We start from the raw sequence: 17,472 nt of genomic DNA, 5'->3' as shown, positions 1-17,472 counted from the left end.
TCCGCAGGCTTCCACCGGATGGCCGATCCGTCCGGATTGCCCCAAAGCTGATCGTCCGATCTTTGGAAATGTTTGACCCGTACGGCCCGAAACCTTCTCGCTCCTCCAGCGGTATTCACGTCGTCCGTTCGCCGGACGGTACGAACTCACCTCTTAGGAGCACCATGTCTCTCCCCCTCACGCGCCGGATCGCCCAGGCCGCACTGCTCGTCGCGGCCGGTGCGGCACCTCTGCTCGGGGCCGGGTCCGCCTCCGCCGCCGACCTGGTGCCCTCGTCGACCGACCTGGGGACCGGGCTGACCCAGCTGGACACCCCGAGCTCGGCCACCACGGTGCAGGGAGCGACCCACGAGTTCGGCGAGGCCCTGGGCACCACCGGCGCGGCCGCCGTGAAGGCGGGCGTCCCGGCCACCGCCGACGCCGCCGGCAAGACGGTCGCCACCGCCCTGCCGGACACCGACCAGTCCCTCGGCAAGCTCGCCGGACCGGCCAGCAAGACCGCCGCCATCACCGGCGCGCTCGCCACCGTGGCCGCCAAGGCCACCCCGGCGCTGACCGAGCGGCTCGCCCCGGAGGCCACCAAGGCCCTGCCCGCGCTGCCCGGCACCCGCAGCGCCTCCGCCACCGCCGGACTGGAGAACCTCACCCACTCCGTGCCCGGTGGCACCACGGTGGCCAGCGCACTGCCCACCGGCGGCGTGCCGAACACCGACGCCGTGACCGACGCCGTCCCCGGCGGCGTCACCAAGTCGCTGCCGCTGGCCGACACGCTCGGCCAGCTGACCGGCCACCACGGCGGCGACCACCGCCTCGGCGGCGGCATGCCCAGCCTCGGCAACAACCCGCTGGACTCCCTCGGCCTGCCCACCAGCCAGGTCACCCACCTGCTCGGCGGCCTCGGCGGCTGACCCGGCCGCGAACACGTCAGGGGCGCGGGGAACCGCGCGCGACCCGGTACCTCCGTGGAGGGCCGGATCGCGCGGTTCCCCGCGCCCCTGCGTGTCTCAGCGGGTGAGCCGCTCCACGGCCGCCCGCACCCGCTCGTCGGTGGCCGTGAAGGCCACCCGGACGAACCGGTCGCCGGCCGGGCCGTAGAAGTCGCCCGGTGCCACCAGGATGCCCAGCTCGGCCAGTTCGGCCACGGTCTCCCAGCAGGGGCGGCCCTGGGTGGCCCACAGGTACAGGCTCGCCTCGGAGTGCTCGATCCGGAAGCCGTACGCCTCCAGGGCGGTCCGCAGCGCGGTGCGGCGGGCGGCGTAGCGGGCCTTCTGCTCGGCCACGTGGACGTCGTCCCCGAGGGCCGCGACGGTGGCCGCCTGCACGGGCGCGGGCACTATCATCCCGCCGTGCTTGCGGATCTCCAGCAACTCCCGGACCACCACCGGGTCGCCGGCCACGAACGAGGCCCGGTACCCGGCCAGGTTGGAGCGCTTGGAGAGCGAGTGCACCACCAGCAGACCCTCGTGGTCGCCCCCGCACACCTCCTGGTTCAGCACCGAGGCCGGGTCGGCCTCCCAGCCGAGCTCCAGATAGCACTCGTCGCTGACCAGCAGCACCCGGTGCTCGCGCGCCCACTCCACCGCGCGGCGGAGCTCGGCGACCGAGAGCACCCGGCCGGTCGGGTTGGAGGGCGAGTTCAGCCAGAGCAGCCGGACCCGCGCGGGGTCGAGCTCGGCCACGTCGTCGTACTCGACTGGCTCGGCGCCGCACAGCCGGGCGCCGACCTCGTAGGTCGGGTAGGCGAGGCGCGGGTACGCGACCTGGTCGCCGGGGCCGAGGCCGAGCTGGGTCGGCAGCCAGGCGACCAGCTCCTTGGAGCCGATGGTCGGCAGGACCGCCTCGGGCCCGATCTCGGCGCCGACCCGGCGGTGCAGCCAGTCGGCGATCGCCTGGCGCAGCTCCAGCGGGCCCCAGACGGTCGGGTAGCCGGGGGTGTCGGTGTGGGCGGCCAGCGCCTTCTGGATCACCTCGGGCACCGGGTCCACCGGGGTGCCGACGGAGAAGTCGCAGATCCCGCCCGGGTGTTCCAGGGCCGTGCGCTTGTACGGCTCCAGCTTGTCCCAGGGGAAGACGGGAAGCAGGTCGGAGACGCGGCGCGCCGCCCCCGGGTGACCCGGGAGCGGCGCGTGCGGAGTGTCAGTCGTGCTCACAGCTCAGCTGCTCACTCTTCGCCCTGCGGCGGGAGGGCCGCGATGAACGGGTGGTCCTTCTCGATCAGGCCGAGCTTCGAGGCGCCACCGGGCGAACCGAGGTCGTCGAAGAACTCGACGTTCGCCTTGTAGTAGTCCTTCCACTCCTCCGGAGTGTCGTCCTCGTAGAAGATCGCCTCGACCGGGCAGACCGGCTCACAAGCACCGCAGTCGACGCACTCATCCGGGTGGATGTACAGAGAGCGCGAGCCCTCGTAAATGCAGTCGACCGGGCACTCCTCGATGCACGCCTTGTCCTTGACGTCGACACAAGGCTGCGCGATGACGTAGGTCACGCTTTCGTTCCTCCTCGGAAGGGCTGGCGCCCCAAACTGTTTGCTCTTGCTCGCGTGCGCGGGTGAGCGCGGCGTCGTCGATGCCCACCCCTAGTATCGCGGGTCAGAGCCCGCAAATGCACAGGAGGTGCCTCAGATGACAGGTCAAGATCCGGCCGGGTCCCGCCCCGAGGTTCGGATAGACCGCTCTGACGTGGGACGACGGGTCTCCGTGCGGCGCCTTTCGGAGTTCGTGGACGGCCGTCCGGTGTTCCGCGATGTGATCGGCGTGCTCGTATCCTGGGACGACCGCGGGCTGACCGTCGTCCCACGGAATGGCCAACCGGTCTCGTTCCCTGAGAAACTGCTGGTCGCGGGCAAGGCCGTACCGCTCTTCCCGGCCCGCCTGTCGTCCCGGGCACCCGAGACCGGTCCCGTCGAACTCCAGCGGATCGCCGCACGGGGCTGGCCCGCGGTGGAGCAGGAGGCGCTCGGCGAGTGGACGCTGCGGGCCTCGGCCGGATTCACCCGACGGGCCAACTCGGTCCAGGCGCTGGGTGACCCCGGACGTCCGCTGCCCGAGGCCCTGGCCGCCGTCCGGGACTGGTACCGGGAGCGCGGCCTCCCCGCGTACGTCGAGGTGGTCGACCCGGGTTCGCCCGAGGACCTCACCGCCGAACTCGACCGGCTCGGCGCCCGCTACGCCCCCACCCTGGTCCGCACCGCACCGCTGGCTCCGCTCACCCGGCTGGGCACCGGCCACGACCGGGTGCGGCTCTCCAGGACCGCCGGGCCCGAGTGGCTCGCGCAGTACCGCCGGGTCGGCGAGGACGCCGAGCTGGAGCGGGCCGCCGCCCTGGTGCTGCACGGCGGGCCCTCGGTCTGGTTCGCCACCGCCCCCGGGCCTGACGCCCCGTTGGCGATCGGCCGCTGCGTGATCGACGGGCCGTGGGCCTGCTTCGGCGCGATCGAGGTCGCCCCGTACGCGCGCCGCACCGGGCTGGCCACCGATGTGATGGCGGTGCTCGCCGCACGGGCCGCCGAGGAGGGCGCGAGCGGCGCGTACCTCCAGGTGGAGGCTGAGAACACCGGCGCGATCGCCCTCTACGACCGGCTCGGCTTCCGGACGAGTCACACTTACCACTACGCCCAGCTTCCCCAGCGGTAGGACCGACCCCTGCGGCAGTACCGCTCCCGGACCGACGAAGGCTTCTGTTGACCGAGCAGAGCAGATCACGCTTCCGTGCCGAGGCCAGGGCAGAGCATCCCGATCCGGTGCTGCTCTGCCTGCTGGCCGCCGCCGAGCCCATCCTGGCGGACCCGGACGAACCCGCCACCCTGGACGAGCTACTGACCGCCTGTCACGTAGCGCTCGACCGGCACGCGGCGGCCGTCCGGCGCGCGGTGGCCGAGCGGGCCCCGGCCACCCCGGAGGAGACCGCCGCGCTGCTCGCCGCCGTACTCGGCGGACGGGAGCGCTTCCACGGCCGCCCCTCGGACTACCGGCGGCTGGAGTCCTCGCTGCTGCCGGACGTGCTGCGGCGGCGGCGCGGGCTGCCGATCATGCTCTCGCTGGTCTGGTGCGCGGTCGCCGCCCGCGCCGGGCTGACCGTCCGCGGGGTGGCCCTGCCCGGCCACTTCATCGTCGCGGTGGGCGGCCCGGCGGGGGGCGACGAGTACGTGCTCGCCGACCCCTTCCACGGCGGGCGGCTGCTCGACCTGGACGACGTCGAACAGCTGGTCGCCGCCACCGGCCACGCGTTCTCGCCGGAACTCCTCACGCCCGCACAGCCGTTGGACACCGTACTGCGGGTCCTCGGCAACATCCGCAGCTGGGCCTCCGACCGCCCCGAGCACGCCCGCACCCAGCTCTGGGCCACCGAACTCGCCCTGCTGCTGCCCCGCCACCCGGCCAGCCTGCGCCTGGAACGGGCCGAACTCCTGGTCCGTACCGGGCACTTCCTGGCCGGTGCGGCCGAGATGGACGCCTACGCCGAGATCCTGGACGCCTTCGACCCCGAATCCGCCGGCCGCGTCCGCCACGAGGCCCGCGCCGCCCGCCACCGCCTCAACTGACCGGTTTCCAGGGGCCATTCGTCTTCAGGGGCGCGGGGAACTGCGCGAGACGGAAGGTACGACGCCCCACTGACCTCCGGCACACGGCCGAGGTGACGATCTGTTTTCAGGGGCTCACCCGTTGCCCCTGGTGGCTCACCTGGAAGGGGTGCTAGAGCCAGCCCTTGTCCTTGGCCACCCGGACCGCCTCGGCGCGGTTGCGGGCGGAGGTCTTCTGGATCGCCATCGACAGGTAGTTCCGTACGGTGCCCTCCGAGAGGTGCAGCCGCTTGGCGATGTCCGCGTTGACCGCGCCGTCGGCCGCCGCCGCGAGGACGTCCCGCTCGCGGGCGGTCAGCGGGTTGGCGCCCTCGGCCAGCGCGGCGGCCGCCAGCGCGGGGTCGATCACCCGCTCACCGCGCAGCACCCGCCGGATCGCCTCGGCCAGTTCGGACGCGGGCGCGTCCTTCACCAGGAAGGCGTCCGCCCCCGCCTCCATGGCGCGCCGCAGGTAGCCGGGCCGCCCGAAGGTGGTCGCGATCACGACCTTCGTCCCGGGCCGGCGCCGCCGCAGCTCGGCCGCCGCGTCGATCCCGGTCATCCCGGGCATCTCGATGTCCAGCACGGCCACCTCGACGTCGTGCGCCTCGGCCGCGGCCACGACCTCGTCCCCGCGCGCGACCTGCGCGACCACGTCGATGTCCCCTTCGAGGCCGAGCAGCGCGGCAAGCGCCTCCCGGACCATCCCCTGGTCTTCGGCCAGTAGCACTCTGATCACTCGTGCACACTATCGGCCGCGGGGCTGGTGACCGTGCGGACCGGTACAAGTGCCCGCAGCTGGAAGCCCTTTCCGCGCGGACCCGGGCCCGTCTCCAGCCGGCCGCCGACCTGGGCCAGGCGTTCCTGGAGGCCGGAGAGGCCGTTGCCCGGGGCCGACTTGCCGGGACCGCGCCCGTTGTCGGTGATCTCCAGGACGGCGTACCGGTCGCCCTCGCCCTCCCAGGTCTCGTCCATGGTGACGGTGCAGCTGGTGGCCTCGGTGCCGTGCCTGATGATGTTGGTGACGGCCTCGCGCAGGGCCCAGGCGAGGGCCCCGGCCTCCTCGTTGCCGAGGCCGGGGTGCTCCCCGGCGACCGAGGGGGCGGCCTCCAGGGTGACCTGGGCGGTGGTCAGCGCGGTACGGGCGGCGGCCAGTTCGACCGGCAGGGTGGGCCTGCGGTAGCCGCCGACGGCCTCCCGGACGTCGATCAGCGACTGACGGGCGACCTTCTCGATGTCGGCGACCTGCGCCCGGGCCGCCTCCGGCTTGTCGGAGTCCATGAAGCGCCCGGCCAGTTCGCTCTTCAGCGTGATCAGCGAGAGCGAGTGGCCGAGCAGGTCGTGCAGGTCGCGGGCGAGGCGCAGCCGCTCCTCGGCGGCGGCCAGGTGGGCCACGGTGGCCCGGGCCTCGCGCAGCTCCCGCATGGTCGAGATCAGCCGCTGCAGGCCGGTCATCGCCAGACCGCCGAGGAAGCACGGCAGGATGATCGAGGCCAGGGTGTCGGCGTCCGCGCGCACCAGCAGGGCGACGGCCAGCGCCAGTGCGGTGGCCCCGGCCACCCCGGGGAGCCCCAGCCTCGGTGGCAGTACGGTGGCCACGCAGACCGAGCAGTAGGTGAAGAGCGTGAGCCAGGGCTGGCCGAGCCCGAACGAGGTGCCCACGGCCAGCAGCACCATGGTCCCGACGATCAGGTAGCTGCCGCGCCCGGACTCCGACCGGGTCGAACGCAGCGCGACCAGGCCGACGTACGCGGTCAGGAACGCCACCAGGGCGAGCGCCCCGGCCACGACGGCGGCCGTGCCGTGCCTGCCGCTCGCCAGGTCCTTGACCGGGTAGACCAGGTAGATCATCCACAGCGACATCCAGGCCAGCTTGACCACCAGCTGGCGCCGGTTCTCCACCCGGGCGCCGGGGATGTTGCCGTACGAGTCCCGCTGCCCCTCCTCCGCGGATTCGACGGGGCGGGAGGGCGGCGAGATCTTGGACATGGCGGACATCATGCCTGCTTGGTGTCCTTGCGGTACAGGTAGGCCGCGGCGGCGACGAAGACCACCAGGAAGCCGGCCAGCCCGCCCACGGCGGTGGTGTCGAGCGAGTGTCCCGGCTGGGTGAAACCGGCCAGCCGGTTGTACAGGTACACCGGGTCGAACCGGGCGAAGTTCTCCAGCGAGCCGCTCACCGGGAACCAGGTGCCGCCGAAGACCGCCATCAGCATGTAGGTGATCATGACGATCGGCTGCACCGAGTCCGGCGCCGCCGCGTAGCCGAGCGCCACGCCCAGCGCGGCGAAGACGAAGCTGCCGAGCCAGAGCGCCAGGCCGAGCCCGAGCCACCGCGCCGCCGACAGCCGCACCCCCTCGGCCGCACCGATCCCGAAGACCACCGCGATCGCGGGCAGCGTGGTCACCGCGCAGGACGCGATCTTGGCGGCGGTGTAGGCCCGCCCCGGCAGCGCGGTCAGCCGCAGCTGCCGCACCCAGCCGCTCTTGCGCTCCAGCGAGATCCGCTGGGCACTGTTGCTGAGCACCGCGCCGACCGCGCCGAAGGTGGCCATCGAGACCATGAAGTACGACTTCGCCGGGGTGCCGCCCGCCACGCTGCCGCCGCCGTAGGCGTTGATGAAGAAGACGTACAGCAGGCCCGGGTAGAGCAGGCTGAACAGCAGGTACCGCTTGTTGCGCAGGGTGCGCATGATCTCCAGCTGGATCAGGGTGCTCATCGCGCGCCCTCCTGGTCGGCGAAGTCGTCGGCGGCGTCCTGCTCGCCGGTGATGGTCAGGAAGGCCTGCTCCAGGCCCAGGCTGGTGACTTCGAGGCCGTGCGGGTGGAACCCGGCCCGGTAGAGGGCGGCGACTCCTGCGTCGGCGTCCGTGCTGCGGATCCGTACCGTCCGCACTCCGTCCGAGCGGCCGGTGACGTCCAGGCTCACGGTGCCCGGCAGGGTGCGCAGCGCCGTCTCCTCGACGTACGGGTCGGCGGGGTGCAGTTCGAAGGTGATCCGGCGGGCGCCGGCCTTGGCCTTGATCTCCGCGGAGGTGCCGTCGGCGATCAGCCGGCCCCGGTGCAGCACGAGCACCCGGTCGGCGATCGAGTCGGCCTCCTCCAGGTAGTGGGTGGCGAACAGGACGGTGCGTCCGGCGTCGGCCTGGGCCCGCATGGTCGCCCAGAACTGCCGGCGGACCGAGACGTCCATGCCGGTGGTCGGCTCGTCCAGCACGATCAGGTCGTTGGCACCGGCGATGGCCAGGGCGAAGCGCACCCGCTGCTCCTGACCGCCGGAGAGCCTGTCCACCCTGCGGTCGGCGAACTCGGTGATGCCCGCGTCCGCCATCACCGCGGCCGGCCGGTGGCCGCGCGGGTGGACGTCACAGGCGAACTTCACCAGCTCGCGCACCTTGACGTCGCCCATCAGGCCGCCGCTCTGCAGCATCGCGCCGACCCGGCCGGTCTCGACCGCGGCCCGGGGCGTGCCGCCGAACAGCGAGACGCTGCCCTGGTCGGGGTCGCGCAGGCCGAGCAGCAGGTCGAGGCTGCTGGACTTGCCGGCCCCGTTCGGGCCGAGCAGCGCGACCGTCTCGCCGGGGCGCAGCACCAGGTCCAGGCCGTTCACCGCCCTGACCGGGCCGTAGCTCTTGCTGACGTTGCGGAAGGCGGCGACCTCCTCGTCCGCCCTGGGCCCTGCCGTGACCGTACTCATCCGCCCCACACACCCTTCTCGATCGCCTGACCCGTTCAGACTCCCGTGATCGGGGGGTGCCCCGGCAGTGTGCGCCGTCGTGTCCTCGCCATGACGGATGTCATGCCCCGGCGGCCCCGGCAGAGCGGACGGGGCGCGAGCGGCCCGGCCGCGGTCACCTGCCGTCTCGCGGACGTGGTCGACCGGGCCGGGCCCCGCGCCCGGTCACCCCCGGACGGCCAGCGCGTTCCTGAGGAAGTCGACCTGGAGCAGCAGCAGGTTCTCCGCGACCTGCTCCTGCGGCGTCATGTGGGTGACGCCGGAGAGCGGCAGCACGCTGTGCGGGCGCCCGGCGGCGAGCAGCGCCGAGGAGAGCCGCAGGGTGTGCGCGGCCACCACGTTGTCGTCGGCCAGGCCGTGCACGATCATCAGCGGCCGCTCCAGTTTCGCGGCGTCCTCGATCAGCGAGTTGGCCGCGTACACCTCGGGCCGCTCGGCGGGGTGGCCGAGGTAGCGCTCGGTGTAGTGGGTGTCGTAGAGCTCCCAGTCCGTCACCGGCGCACCGGCGATGCCCACGTGGAACACGTCCGGGCGGCGCAGCACGGCCAGCGCGGACAGGTAGCCGCCGTACGACCAGCCGCGGATGCCGACCCGGCCGAGGTCGAGCGGGAACTGCCCGGCGAGCGCCCGGAGGGCGTCGACCTGGTCGTCGAGGGTGGCCCCGGCGAAGTCGAAGGCGATCGACTTCTCCCACGCGGGGCTGCTGCCCGGGGTGCCGCGCCCGTCCGCGACGACCACCGCGAAGCCCTGGTCGGCGAACCACTGCGAGGTGAGGTGCGGGTTGTGCGACCGGACCACCCGCTGGCCGTGCGGACCGCCGTACGGGTCCATCAGCACCGGCAGCAGCCCGTCCCGTTCGCGGTCGTACCCGGTGGGGAGGAGCACCGCGCACGGGATCCGCCGCTCACCCGCGAGGGTGAACTGCGGCCTGGCGGTGAGCAGCGGGGTCTCCGCGTGCGAGGCGACGGTGGCGAGCACCTTGCCCTCGCGCAGGACCTCGACCCTGGCCCCGGCCCAGCCCGGGTCGGCGCAGGACAGCACGGTCACCCCGCCCGCCCGGACGGCCGCCACCACTCCCGCCTCGCCCAGCGCGACGGGCCGCGCGCCGTCCTCCAGGCCGATCGTGAAGGCAGCGATCGCGCCCGGCTCCAGCGGCGCGTCGCCCGCCCCGGCCGAGGCGGCGAAGAGCACGCCGTCGGCTCCGACCGAGACCACCGAGCGCAGCTGCAGCTCGTCGCCGGTGACCGTACGGTCGCCGATCACCAGGGCGCGGGCGCCGCTCTCGTCGGAGATCCGCACCAGCCGCCCGTCCGGGGTCCAGGCGGGGACGCCGGAGAAGAGCTCCAGCCAGACCTCGTCCCGCTCCTCGACCAGCAGCGCGGTCTCGCCGGTGGCGGTGTCGACCGTACGGATCTGCTGGCTGCGCTGGTCGCGGGCCTGGACCAGCAGCAGCGGTGCGCCGCCCGCCGACCAGTGCACCCGGGCCAGGTAGGGGAAGGCCTCGCGGTCCCAGCGCACCTCGGTGCGTGCGCCGTCCAGGCCGAGCAGCCAGAGGCCGACCTCGGCGTTGGGGGTGCCCGCCGCCGGGTAGGCGATCTCGGCGGGGGTGCTGGCGGGGTTGGCCGGGTCGGCGATCCACCAGCGCCGGACGGGCGCGTCGTCGGCGCGGGCGGCCAGCAGGCGGTCGCTGTCCGGGGACCACCAGTAGCCGCGGTCGCGGTCCATCTCCTCCTGGGCGATGAACTCCGCCTGCCCCCAGGTGACTCCGTCCTGTTCCGGCTCGGCGAGCGCGCGGTCCTCGCTGCCGTCGGTGCGGCTGATCCGCAGCTGGCCGGAGGTGGTGGCGTAGGCGACGTAGCTGCCGTCGGGCGACGGCCGCGGGTCCAGCAGGGGCCCGGCGGCGGGGAGTTCACGGGTGGCGCCGGTGGCGGGGTCGGCGGTGAACAGGCGGCCCGACAGGGCGAAGGCGGCCAGTGCGCCGGTGCCGTCCAGGGCGTAGCCGACGATCCCGGCCGCGCCCTCACGGCTGCGCTCGCGGCGGGCCTTCTCCTCGGCGGAGAGGTTCTCCTCGCCGCCGCCGAGCAGGGCGGCCGGGTCGGCGGCGATCCGCTCCTCGCCGGTGGCGGTGTCGAGCGTCCAGAGCAGATTGGCCCGGTCCCGGCCGGACCTCGACCGCAGGAAGACGACCCGGGAGCCGTCGGGTGCGACGGTGAAGGACCGGGGCGCGCCGACGGTGTAGCGCAGGGTCCGCGCATGCTGCCGGGGGAAGGTGTCCGCAGGTGTGTCGGTGGTCATGGCACCAGACCCTACGGCCTGGCCGACACGGTGATCACTCGTTCGGAGCAGCGCCCCGAAGTGACTCCGCGCGGCCCCGACACGCCTTCCCACCGGGCCATGCGCCCCACTGACGCCTCCGTGCCCCGACCATGCGGACTCACGGAAAGTAATGCAATCCTCACCGATCGGGTATTCCTTGTCTCGTCGATTCGGAATCGTCGCCTCCAGGTGTGCCCGCACCCCGCGTCCGGTCCGGGCCGAGAGCTTGTCCCGCACGTCCCGACCGCCGCCCTCGCCGAGGGTGGCGCACCCGAGAAAGGGTGTGAGCCGTCATGGCTTTGTCCATCTCCGCAGCCATGCTGATGCTGGTCATCGTGGTGGTCCTGATCCGCCGGTCAGGGCTCAAGCTGGCACACGCGATCATCTGTTCGCTGCTCGGCTTCTACCTCGCGTCCAGCTCCATCGCCCCGTCGATCCAGGCGGTGACCAGCAACCTGGCAGGGATGCTCAATGGCCTGAAGCTCTAGCGGCCCGGCGGACGGTGGATCAGGGAGCGGCCCGGTGGCCGGCCCGCCCGGAACCCTTCGGCCGCCGGGCACTGCCGTCCCGGCACCGGTCGATAGGCTGCTGTCCATGACCTCTGCCACCGACCGGCCCACCCGGCGCCTGCTGCTGGTGCACGCCCACCCCGACGACGAGTCGATCGGCAACGGCGCCACGATGGCGCGGTACGCCGCCGAGGGAGCCTCCGTCACCCTGGTGACCTGCACCCTCGGCGAGGGCGGCGAGGTGATCCCGCCCGAACTGGCCCATCTGACGGCCGATCGGGAGGACACCCTGGGCCGGTACCGGATCGGCGAGCTGACCGCCGCGATGCGTGTGGTCGGGGTCACCGACTTCCGCTTCCTCGGCGGCCCCGGACGCTACCGGGACTCCGGGATGATGGGCGTGCCCGAGAACGACGTCCCCGGCTGCTTCTGGCAGGCCGACGTGGACGAGGCCGCCGGCCACCTGGTCGCGGTGATCCGCGAGGTCCGGCCCCAGGTGCTGGTGGCGTACGACGAGAACGGCGGCTACGGCCACCCCGACCACATCAAGGCGCACCTGGTCGCGATGCGCGCGTACGAGCTGGCGGCCGACCCAGCGTACGGGGCCGAGCTGGGCGCTCCCTGGCGGATCGCCAAGGTCTACTGGACCCGGATGCCGCGCTCGGTGATCGACCGGGGCCTGGCCGAGGCCGCCGCCCGCAGGCCGTTCCCCGGGGTGGCCCGGGTCTCGGACATCCCCGGGGTGGTGGACGACGAGGTGATCACCACCGTGGTCGACGGCACCGCCCACACCGCGGTGAAGACGGCCGCGCTGCGGGCCCACCTCACCCAGATCAGCGTGAGCGGCGAGTTCTTCGCGCTCAGCAACCACCTCGCGCAGCCGATCGTGGCGACCGAGTACTACCAGCTGGTCCGCGGCGAACCGGGCGGCGAGCTCCCCGAGACCGATCTGTTCGCGGGTCTCGACCCGGTGGAACCGGACATGTCCGGTCGGCAGGCGGCAGGTTCGGACAGCGCCCCGGCGAACGCGGAGTCCCTCCGATGAGCACTCCCCCGAAGAGCAGCCCCGCGAAGAGCCCGGCCGTGCGGCGGCGCAGCCTCCCCGTCCGGGTGCTCGGCACCCAGGCCGAGCGGCTGGCCGAGCCTCAGCCCCCGCGCGCCTGGCGGATCGTGGCGTACGTGTTCCTCTTCGTACTCGGCCTGCTGGTCTCGCTCTGCGGGTGCTTCGTGCAGGCTCTCTGGCCGCCGTTCGGGATGCTGCTGGCGGTGGCCGCCAGCCTCGGCCTCTTCTACGGCGGACTGCGGCTCACCGGCACCAAGCTGGGCGCGGGAGTTCCGCTGGGGGGCTGGTTCCTGATGCTGCTGGTGCTGATGAGCCCTCGGCCCGAAGGCGACTTCGTGCTGTCCGCGGACCTCACCTCGTACGCCTACCTCTTCCTCGGCGCCGTCGGCGGCGTGATCTGCGCCACCCTGCCGACCCGCGGCGGGTTCGGTTTCGGAGCCGCAGGGCCGAGGCGCTGAACCCCCCGCGACGAGCAGTCAGAGTGCTCCGCACGTAGGCTCATATCGGAGGAACCCGGACGTATCAGGTTCATTCCGAACCAGTTCGCCGTGCACTTCTTCCCAGTAAGGTGGTGCAACGGCAGAACCGCCCCGGTCGATGCGGTGCACGGGACGAGCAGGTAGCTTCACCCAATCGCAAGGTCGGCGGCCTGCCGCAGCCAACACGAAAACAAGACTGGTGTCGGAGGGGTTGTCCGGTCCGTCGCGCGGCAGCACTGGCCGCCCGAGCGGGCTGACGCCCCACAACCCGCGGTCGCCGTTCCACAGTGCGGCTGCGAACCCGGAGCAGAGCAGCATTGAGCAGCCGCGAATCTGACAGCGCGTACCCGCCGCGCCGACAGGGGGGCTCCCGCCCCCAGCCTGGGGGCCGGGACGTTCCCCCAGGTCGGCGACCGGGGGACGGCCCGGACGCGTACCCGTCGGGTACCCCGCCCTACGGCACGGGCCTCCCGAACGGCTACGGCGCCGACCCGTTCGGGCCCGGGGCTGCCCCTGGCCCGAGGGGCGAAGGCCCGTCTGCGACCGAGCCGGGGGCGGCCGAGGACGACACGCCGAAGACCGAGACCACGCTGACCACCAGGATCCGGATCAACATCCCCGGATCCCGGCCGATCCCGCCGGTGGTGATGCGCAGCACCGTGAAGAACGAGGAGACCGCTCCGGCCGAACCGGCCGGTCCGGCCGGAGCGAGCTTGCCCCGGCACCGCTCCGCCACCCCCTCCTCCCCCGTGCTCGGGGTCATCGACCCCACCGCCCGGACCTCGACACCGCCGAACCTGCCGCCGGAGTGGCAGAACGGCCGTCCGCAGCCGGGCGCCGAGACCCAGGGCGGCTCCCCCGAGTCGACCGGCGAGTGGTTCCGGCCGCGCCAGCGGGGCCGTCAGCAGGATGCCGGACCGGCGCAGCCGGGCCCGGGTGCCGAAGCTGCGGGAGCCGGTGCCGAGGCCGCCGCGCGGGCGGGCCAGGAGCAGCTGCCCGCCCAGGAGCACACGATGCCGGGTCAGGGCGCCCCGGGCCAGGATCTGCCCGGTAGCTCCGCCTCCCCGTTCGCGGCCGGCCGGCCGCCTCAGCAGGCCGATGCCGGGTTCGGGCCGGACGCCGGGCAGGGCATCGGCCGGGGCCCCGGCCAGGGCACTCCCTTCGGCATGGGCGGGCCGGTCCCCAACGACCCGTACGCCGCCGCCCCCTACCGTGAGGCCGCGGCTGACCCGTTCGCGCCCAACCCCGCGCGGAACGACCCGTTCGCGGGCAACCCCGCCCAGGGGGCCCCGTTCGCGGGCAGCCCGGCACCGGGTGGGCGCTTCGCCGGCGGCCAGGCCCCGGCGGACCCGTTCGCGCCGAGTCCGGCGCAGGGCGACCCGTTCGCGCCCAACCCGGGCCAGGGCGGACGCTTCGTCGGCGGACCGGCTCAGGCCGACCCGTTCGCGCCCGACTCCGGCCAGGCGGACCCGTTCCGGACCGAGGCCGCAGCGCCGCGCCGTCAGGCCGCTCCCAGGGGCGCCGATTCGGCCACCGGTCCGGCCGCGTCCACCGGTGAGCCGCAGGACACCCAGATCGGCGGCTTCGACCCGATCGGCGAGGGCCCGCAGTCGGCCGCCATATCCGGGCTGCCCGCCGCCAACCCGTTCGGCGCGACCCCTGCGGGGGCGCCCGGCACCGATCCCTTCGCTCCCAACCGCCCGGGCCCCGGCCCGCAGGGCCCCTCGGCCTCCGACCGGGCCCGCCCCTTCGCCGACGGCCGGCCCACCCAGGGCCGCTTCGCCGAAACCCCGGGCTTCGAACCGGCCTCGCCGTTCCCCGGCACACCGGGCGCAGCCGCCGCCCCGGGCCCGTCGCCCTTCTCCGGTCAGCCGCAGGGCGCCGGGCAGGCGCCGTCCGCCCCGGGCTTCGGGTCCGTCCCGCCGGACGCCGAGAAGCCCACGGGCCCCCAGAGCCCGGCCGCCCCGAAGGGCGACAGCGACGACAAGGACAAGGACGACAAGGGCGCCCAGTCCAAACCCGCGTCCGAGTCCGCCCCGGCCGCCAAACCCCGTCGCGGCCGCGGACGCAAGCTGGCCACCTACGCGGTCGGCGGGGTGCTCTTCGCCGGGGCCGCCGCCTACGGAACCGGCCTGATGCTCAATCAGTCCGATATCCCCAAGGGCACCACGGTGCTCGGCACGGAGATCGGCGGCGACTCCCGCGACCAGGCGGTGAGCACGCTGGACGGTTCGGTCGGCAAGGCCGGACAGGCGCCGCTGAAGCTCAAGCTGGGTGACCAGACGGTCGATCTCGACCCGTCCACCGCCGGTCTGAGCTTCGACACCACGGCCACCGTGGACGGGCTGACCAAGCACAGCTACAACCCGGTCCAGGTGATCGGCTCGCTCAAGGGCGGCAGCACGGCCGTCGAGCCCGAGGTGAAGGTGGACCGGGCGAAGCTGAAGGCCGCGCTCGACTCCCTCGGCGGCAAGTCCAGCCAGGGCCTCCAGGAGGGCTTCGTCCGCTTCACCGCCGACGGTCAGACCGAGGTGGTCCCCGGCAAGGCGGGGCAGGCCGTGGACGCCAACGCCGCGATGGACCTGATCGAGCAGGCGTACCGGGACCGGGCCGCCGGCAAGCCGGACGCGGTGGTGACCGTACCGGTGGCCGCGGCCCAGCCGAAGGTCACCGCGGACGCCCTGCAGGCCGCCGCCGACGGCCTCGGCAAGTCGGTGCTGAACGGCACGGTGTCGGTCTACGCGGGCGTCAAGAAGTTCGACTTCGGCAAGGTGACGGCCAGTCAGGCGCTCATCCTGGCGCCGGACGACTCCGGCAAGATGGCCCTGAAGTGGGACCTCGACAAGCTGAACGACGCGCTGAAGAAGGTCTCATTCGACAAGGTCAAGATCAAGAAGAACGGCGCCCTGGTACAGGTCACGCCGCAGGACGTCGCGGAGGGCATCGCCTCCGTCGTCGACAAGAGCGCCGCCAAGGACCGGGTGTACCGCTTCCAGGTCTGACCCGCTCCGCCGCATCCCGAGGCCGGGACCTGTTCGCAGGTCCCGGCCTCGGGCGTACTCGGACCCGCGCCGTTCACATTCCGCCGATACCCCCTGCGACGGCCGCAATTGCTCGAACACGGGACATATACGCGCGATAACGGACAGTCCCGTTTCCCGGGCCCAGCTGGCGAGTCCTCGCCATTGGCGGTTCATAACCGGACATAGTGCAGCAAACATCGCACGGCTGCGAAACCCTGTGTTCCGAGGGCATTCAGACCTGAAATATGGCCCGCAGCCTGCGTCTTGAGCCCATGAACCGATGGTCAAAACGGCCCTCGACCTCATGCAATGGGTGCGGCGTTACCAATATTTGATCCCACGCCGGTCGACAAGCGTTCACGAGGTCAGCAAGATGTGGCAGCAAGCCGTTCCACAGCGGCCGGCGCATTTCTGACCAACAGTCCGACATCCGAGACGCCCCTCAGCACCAAGTGCGGGACCCGCCATCCTTACGGATCGCGCAGACGGGGCCTTGTGCAGTCGGCGAACGCGGGACCGCACGAGGGAGAGAACCACCTTGGGTCGCTATTTGCTGCGCAAGCTGGCCAATAATCTGATTTTGGTCGTCCTTGCAGCCTCCCTCTCATATTTCGTAGCAGGCCTGAGCCTGCACCCGCAGGCGAACTACGAAGGTCGCAACCCTCCGCTGTCGAAGGCCACTATCTACAAGACCCTCGATGACGTGAACATGAACCCGAACACGCCGATCGTCACCAGGTTCGGTACCTGGGCGAACGGCGTCGTCCACGGCGACCTGGGCAAGACCATCGACGGTTCGCCGGTCAACGACGAGGTCGGACGCCGGATCGGGGTCTCCACCCGGCTGCTGGTGCTGGCCACGCTGATCGGCTCGATCGGCGGTGTCGCGCTCGGTGCACTGGGCGCGATCAAGCAGTACAAACTGTTCGACCGGGTCTCCACCCTGGCGTCGTTCTTCATTCTGGCCATGCCGACCTTCGTACTCGGCCTGTTCCTGAAGTTGGCGTCGATCCAGTTCCTGGGCGCGGGCACCATCCATTTCACCGGTGAGACCGACCCCGAGTTCGCCGGGCGCTGGGACTTCGCCGCGCTGGGAAACCGTGCCGAGCACATGCTGCTGCCGGGTCTGACGCTGATCCTGATCCAGGTCGGCCTCTACAGCCGCTACCAGCGCAGCACCATGCTCGACGTGCTGGGCAGCGACTTCCTGCGGACCGCCCGGGCCAAGGGTCTGCGCCGCCGGGCCGCCCTGGTCAAGCACGGCCTGCGGACCGCGATCCTGCCGGTCGTCCCGCTGCTGGTCTACAACATCGTCCTGCTGTTCGTCGGGGCCACCTTCACCGAGAAGACCTTCGGCTGGCACGGCATGGGCGAGCTGCTGGTCAACGCGATCACCCGGAACGACGTGAACGCGACCGCCGCGGTCGCCCTGTTCACCGCCGTCCTGGTGCTCATCGCAGGCATCCTCTCCGACGTGATGTACGCGGCGCTCGACCCGCGTGTCCGGGTGCGCTGACGCGCCCGACCGAGCATCACGTCCCTTACTCAGCAGAGGAGAAGAAGCCATGAGCACGCAGCCCACGACCGATACGGCCGTCGTCGAGATCGCCACCGCGACCGCCGGTGAGCGCCAGCCCAAGCGGCAGAGCCGCGCCCGGCTGACCGTCCGCCGGTTCGCCCGCAACCGCATGGCCCTGGTGGGCCTGGGCATCCTGGTCCTGCTCTTCCTGGCGGCCTACGTCGGCCCGCTGTTCGACAAGTACGACTACACCTTCCACGACTACATGG

16 protein-coding genes and 1 pseudogene are annotated in these 17,472 nt (G+C 72.6%); 9 read left to right on the top strand and 8 right to left on the bottom strand.

The genetic code is table 11. The features are described 5' to 3' along the window. Nucleotides 1–164 precede the first annotated feature (164 nt). Nucleotides 165–908 (top strand): hypothetical protein, encoded by a 744-nt coding sequence (locus tag UK12_RS40815; protein ID WP_063838193.1) that lies wholly within the window; start codon nt 165–167, stop codon nt 906–908. A 96-nt stretch (nt 909–1,004) separates the two neighbouring features. Here the strand turns inward: UK12_RS40815 and dapC are convergent, their stop codons facing one another. Both dapC and fdxA read right to left on the bottom strand, forming a co-directional pair. Beyond that, the gene (dapC, locus tag UK12_RS01440; protein WP_197084480.1) at nt 1,005–2,081 is read right to left on the bottom strand and encodes a succinyldiaminopimelate transaminase; all 1,077 of its coding nucleotides are present in this window, start codon (nt 2,079–2,081) and stop codon (nt 1,005–1,007) included. Between the two features lie 80 nt (nt 2,082–2,161). Next, nucleotides 2,162–2,485 carry a ferredoxin gene (fdxA, locus tag UK12_RS01435; RefSeq protein WP_045298581.1) on the bottom strand — a complete coding sequence of 108 codons (324 nt, stop codon included), beginning with the start codon at nt 2,483–2,485 and terminating at the stop codon, nt 2,162–2,164. Between the two features lie 211 nt (nt 2,486–2,696). Here fdxA and UK12_RS01430 point away from each other — a divergent pair, with 211 nt between their 5' ends. Together UK12_RS01430 and UK12_RS01425 are read left to right on the top strand one after the other, a co-directional pair. Continuing rightward, on the top strand, nt 2,697–3,632 hold the full coding sequence (locus tag UK12_RS01430) for a GNAT family N-acetyltransferase (protein ID WP_197084457.1): 936 nt from the start codon (nt 2,697–2,699) through the stop codon (nt 3,630–3,632). 47 nt (nt 3,633–3,679) lie between these two features. Then, nucleotides 3,680–4,540 (top strand): transglutaminase-like domain-containing protein, encoded by an 861-nt coding sequence (locus UK12_RS01425; protein WP_045298578.1) that lies wholly within the window; start codon nt 3,680–3,682, stop codon nt 4,538–4,540. 151 nt (nt 4,541–4,691) lie between these two features. Here the strand turns inward: UK12_RS01425 and UK12_RS01420 are convergent, their stop codons facing one another. The 5 genes from UK12_RS01420 to UK12_RS01400 form a co-directional block, all read right to left on the bottom strand. Further along, nucleotides 4,692–5,297, bottom strand: coding sequence for a response regulator transcription factor (locus tag UK12_RS01420; protein WP_045298576.1), 606 nt, complete (start codon nt 5,295–5,297; stop codon nt 4,692–4,694). Then, complete coding sequence (locus tag UK12_RS01415; protein WP_082119231.1) at nt 5,294–6,547, bottom strand: sensor histidine kinase; 1,254 nt, start codon at nt 6,545–6,547, stop codon at nt 5,294–5,296. Before UK12_RS01415 ends, UK12_RS01420 begins: the two co-directional genes overlap by 4 nt. A gap of 8 nt (nt 6,548–6,555) precedes the next feature. Then, nucleotides 6,556–7,278: an ABC transporter permease gene (locus tag UK12_RS01410; protein WP_045298574.1), complete on the bottom strand. Its 723-nt coding sequence runs from the start codon at nt 7,276–7,278 to the stop codon at nt 6,556–6,558. Next, the gene (locus UK12_RS01405) at nt 7,275–8,255 is read right to left on the bottom strand and encodes an ABC transporter ATP-binding protein (protein ID WP_045298572.1); all 981 of its coding nucleotides are present in this window, start codon (nt 8,253–8,255) and stop codon (nt 7,275–7,277) included. The genes UK12_RS01410 and UK12_RS01405 overlap by 4 nt, the downstream gene beginning before the upstream one ends. A gap of 204 nt (nt 8,256–8,459) precedes the next feature. Next, a complete protein-coding gene (locus tag UK12_RS01400) occupies nt 8,460–10,589 on the bottom strand; it encodes a S9 family peptidase (protein ID WP_045298570.1) in 2,130 nt (709 codons plus the stop codon). 314 nt (nt 10,590–10,903) lie between these two features. Here UK12_RS01400 and UK12_RS01395 point away from each other — a divergent pair, with 314 nt between their 5' ends. From UK12_RS01395 to UK12_RS01385, 3 genes are all read left to right on the top strand, one after another. Next, nucleotides 10,904–11,098 carry a hypothetical protein gene (locus tag UK12_RS01395; RefSeq protein WP_045298568.1) on the top strand — a complete coding sequence of 65 codons (195 nt, stop codon included), beginning with the start codon at nt 10,904–10,906 and terminating at the stop codon, nt 11,096–11,098. A gap of 142 nt (nt 11,099–11,240) precedes the next feature. Next, nucleotides 11,241–12,164, top strand: a complete 924-nt coding sequence (mshB, locus tag UK12_RS01390; protein ID WP_197084478.1) for an N-acetyl-1-D-myo-inositol-2-amino-2-deoxy-alpha-D-glucopyranoside deacetylase — start codon at nt 11,241–11,243, stop codon at nt 12,162–12,164. Next, nucleotides 12,161–12,640 (top strand): DUF6113 family protein, encoded by a 480-nt coding sequence (locus UK12_RS01385; protein ID WP_197084456.1) that lies wholly within the window; start codon nt 12,161–12,163, stop codon nt 12,638–12,640. The genes mshB and UK12_RS01385 overlap by 4 nt, the downstream gene beginning before the upstream one ends. Nucleotides 12,641–13,139: 499 nt before the next feature. On the opposite strand, the gene UK12_RS01380 is transcribed toward UK12_RS01385, so the two are convergent. Next, on the bottom strand, nt 13,140–13,424 hold the full coding sequence (locus UK12_RS01380) for a hypothetical protein (RefSeq protein WP_156178481.1): 285 nt from the start codon (nt 13,422–13,424) through the stop codon (nt 13,140–13,142). Between UK12_RS01380 and UK12_RS36260 the strand changes: the two genes are divergently transcribed. From UK12_RS36260 to UK12_RS01365, 3 genes and pseudogenes are all read left to right on the top strand, one after another. Then, complete coding sequence (locus tag UK12_RS36260) at nt 13,411–15,663, top strand: peptidoglycan binding domain-containing protein (protein ID WP_156178480.1); 2,253 nt, start codon at nt 13,411–13,413, stop codon at nt 15,661–15,663. The genes UK12_RS01380 and UK12_RS36260 overlap by 14 nt on opposite strands. A 559-nt stretch (nt 15,664–16,222) precedes the next feature. Further along, nucleotides 16,223–17,200: an ABC transporter permease gene (locus UK12_RS01370; RefSeq protein WP_045298563.1), complete on the top strand. Its 978-nt coding sequence runs from the start codon at nt 16,223–16,225 to the stop codon at nt 17,198–17,200. Nucleotides 17,201–17,249: 49 nt separating this feature from the next. After that, nucleotides 17,250–17,472, top strand: a pseudogene (locus tag UK12_RS01365) (hypothetical protein); the annotation flags it as partial.

The sequence above is a fragment of the Saccharothrix sp. ST-888 genome (genome assembly GCF_000955975.1).
GTDB lineage: Bacteria > Actinomycetota > Actinomycetes > Streptomycetales > Streptomycetaceae > Kitasatospora.
This window is presented reverse-complemented; position numbering and strand designations above follow the sequence as displayed.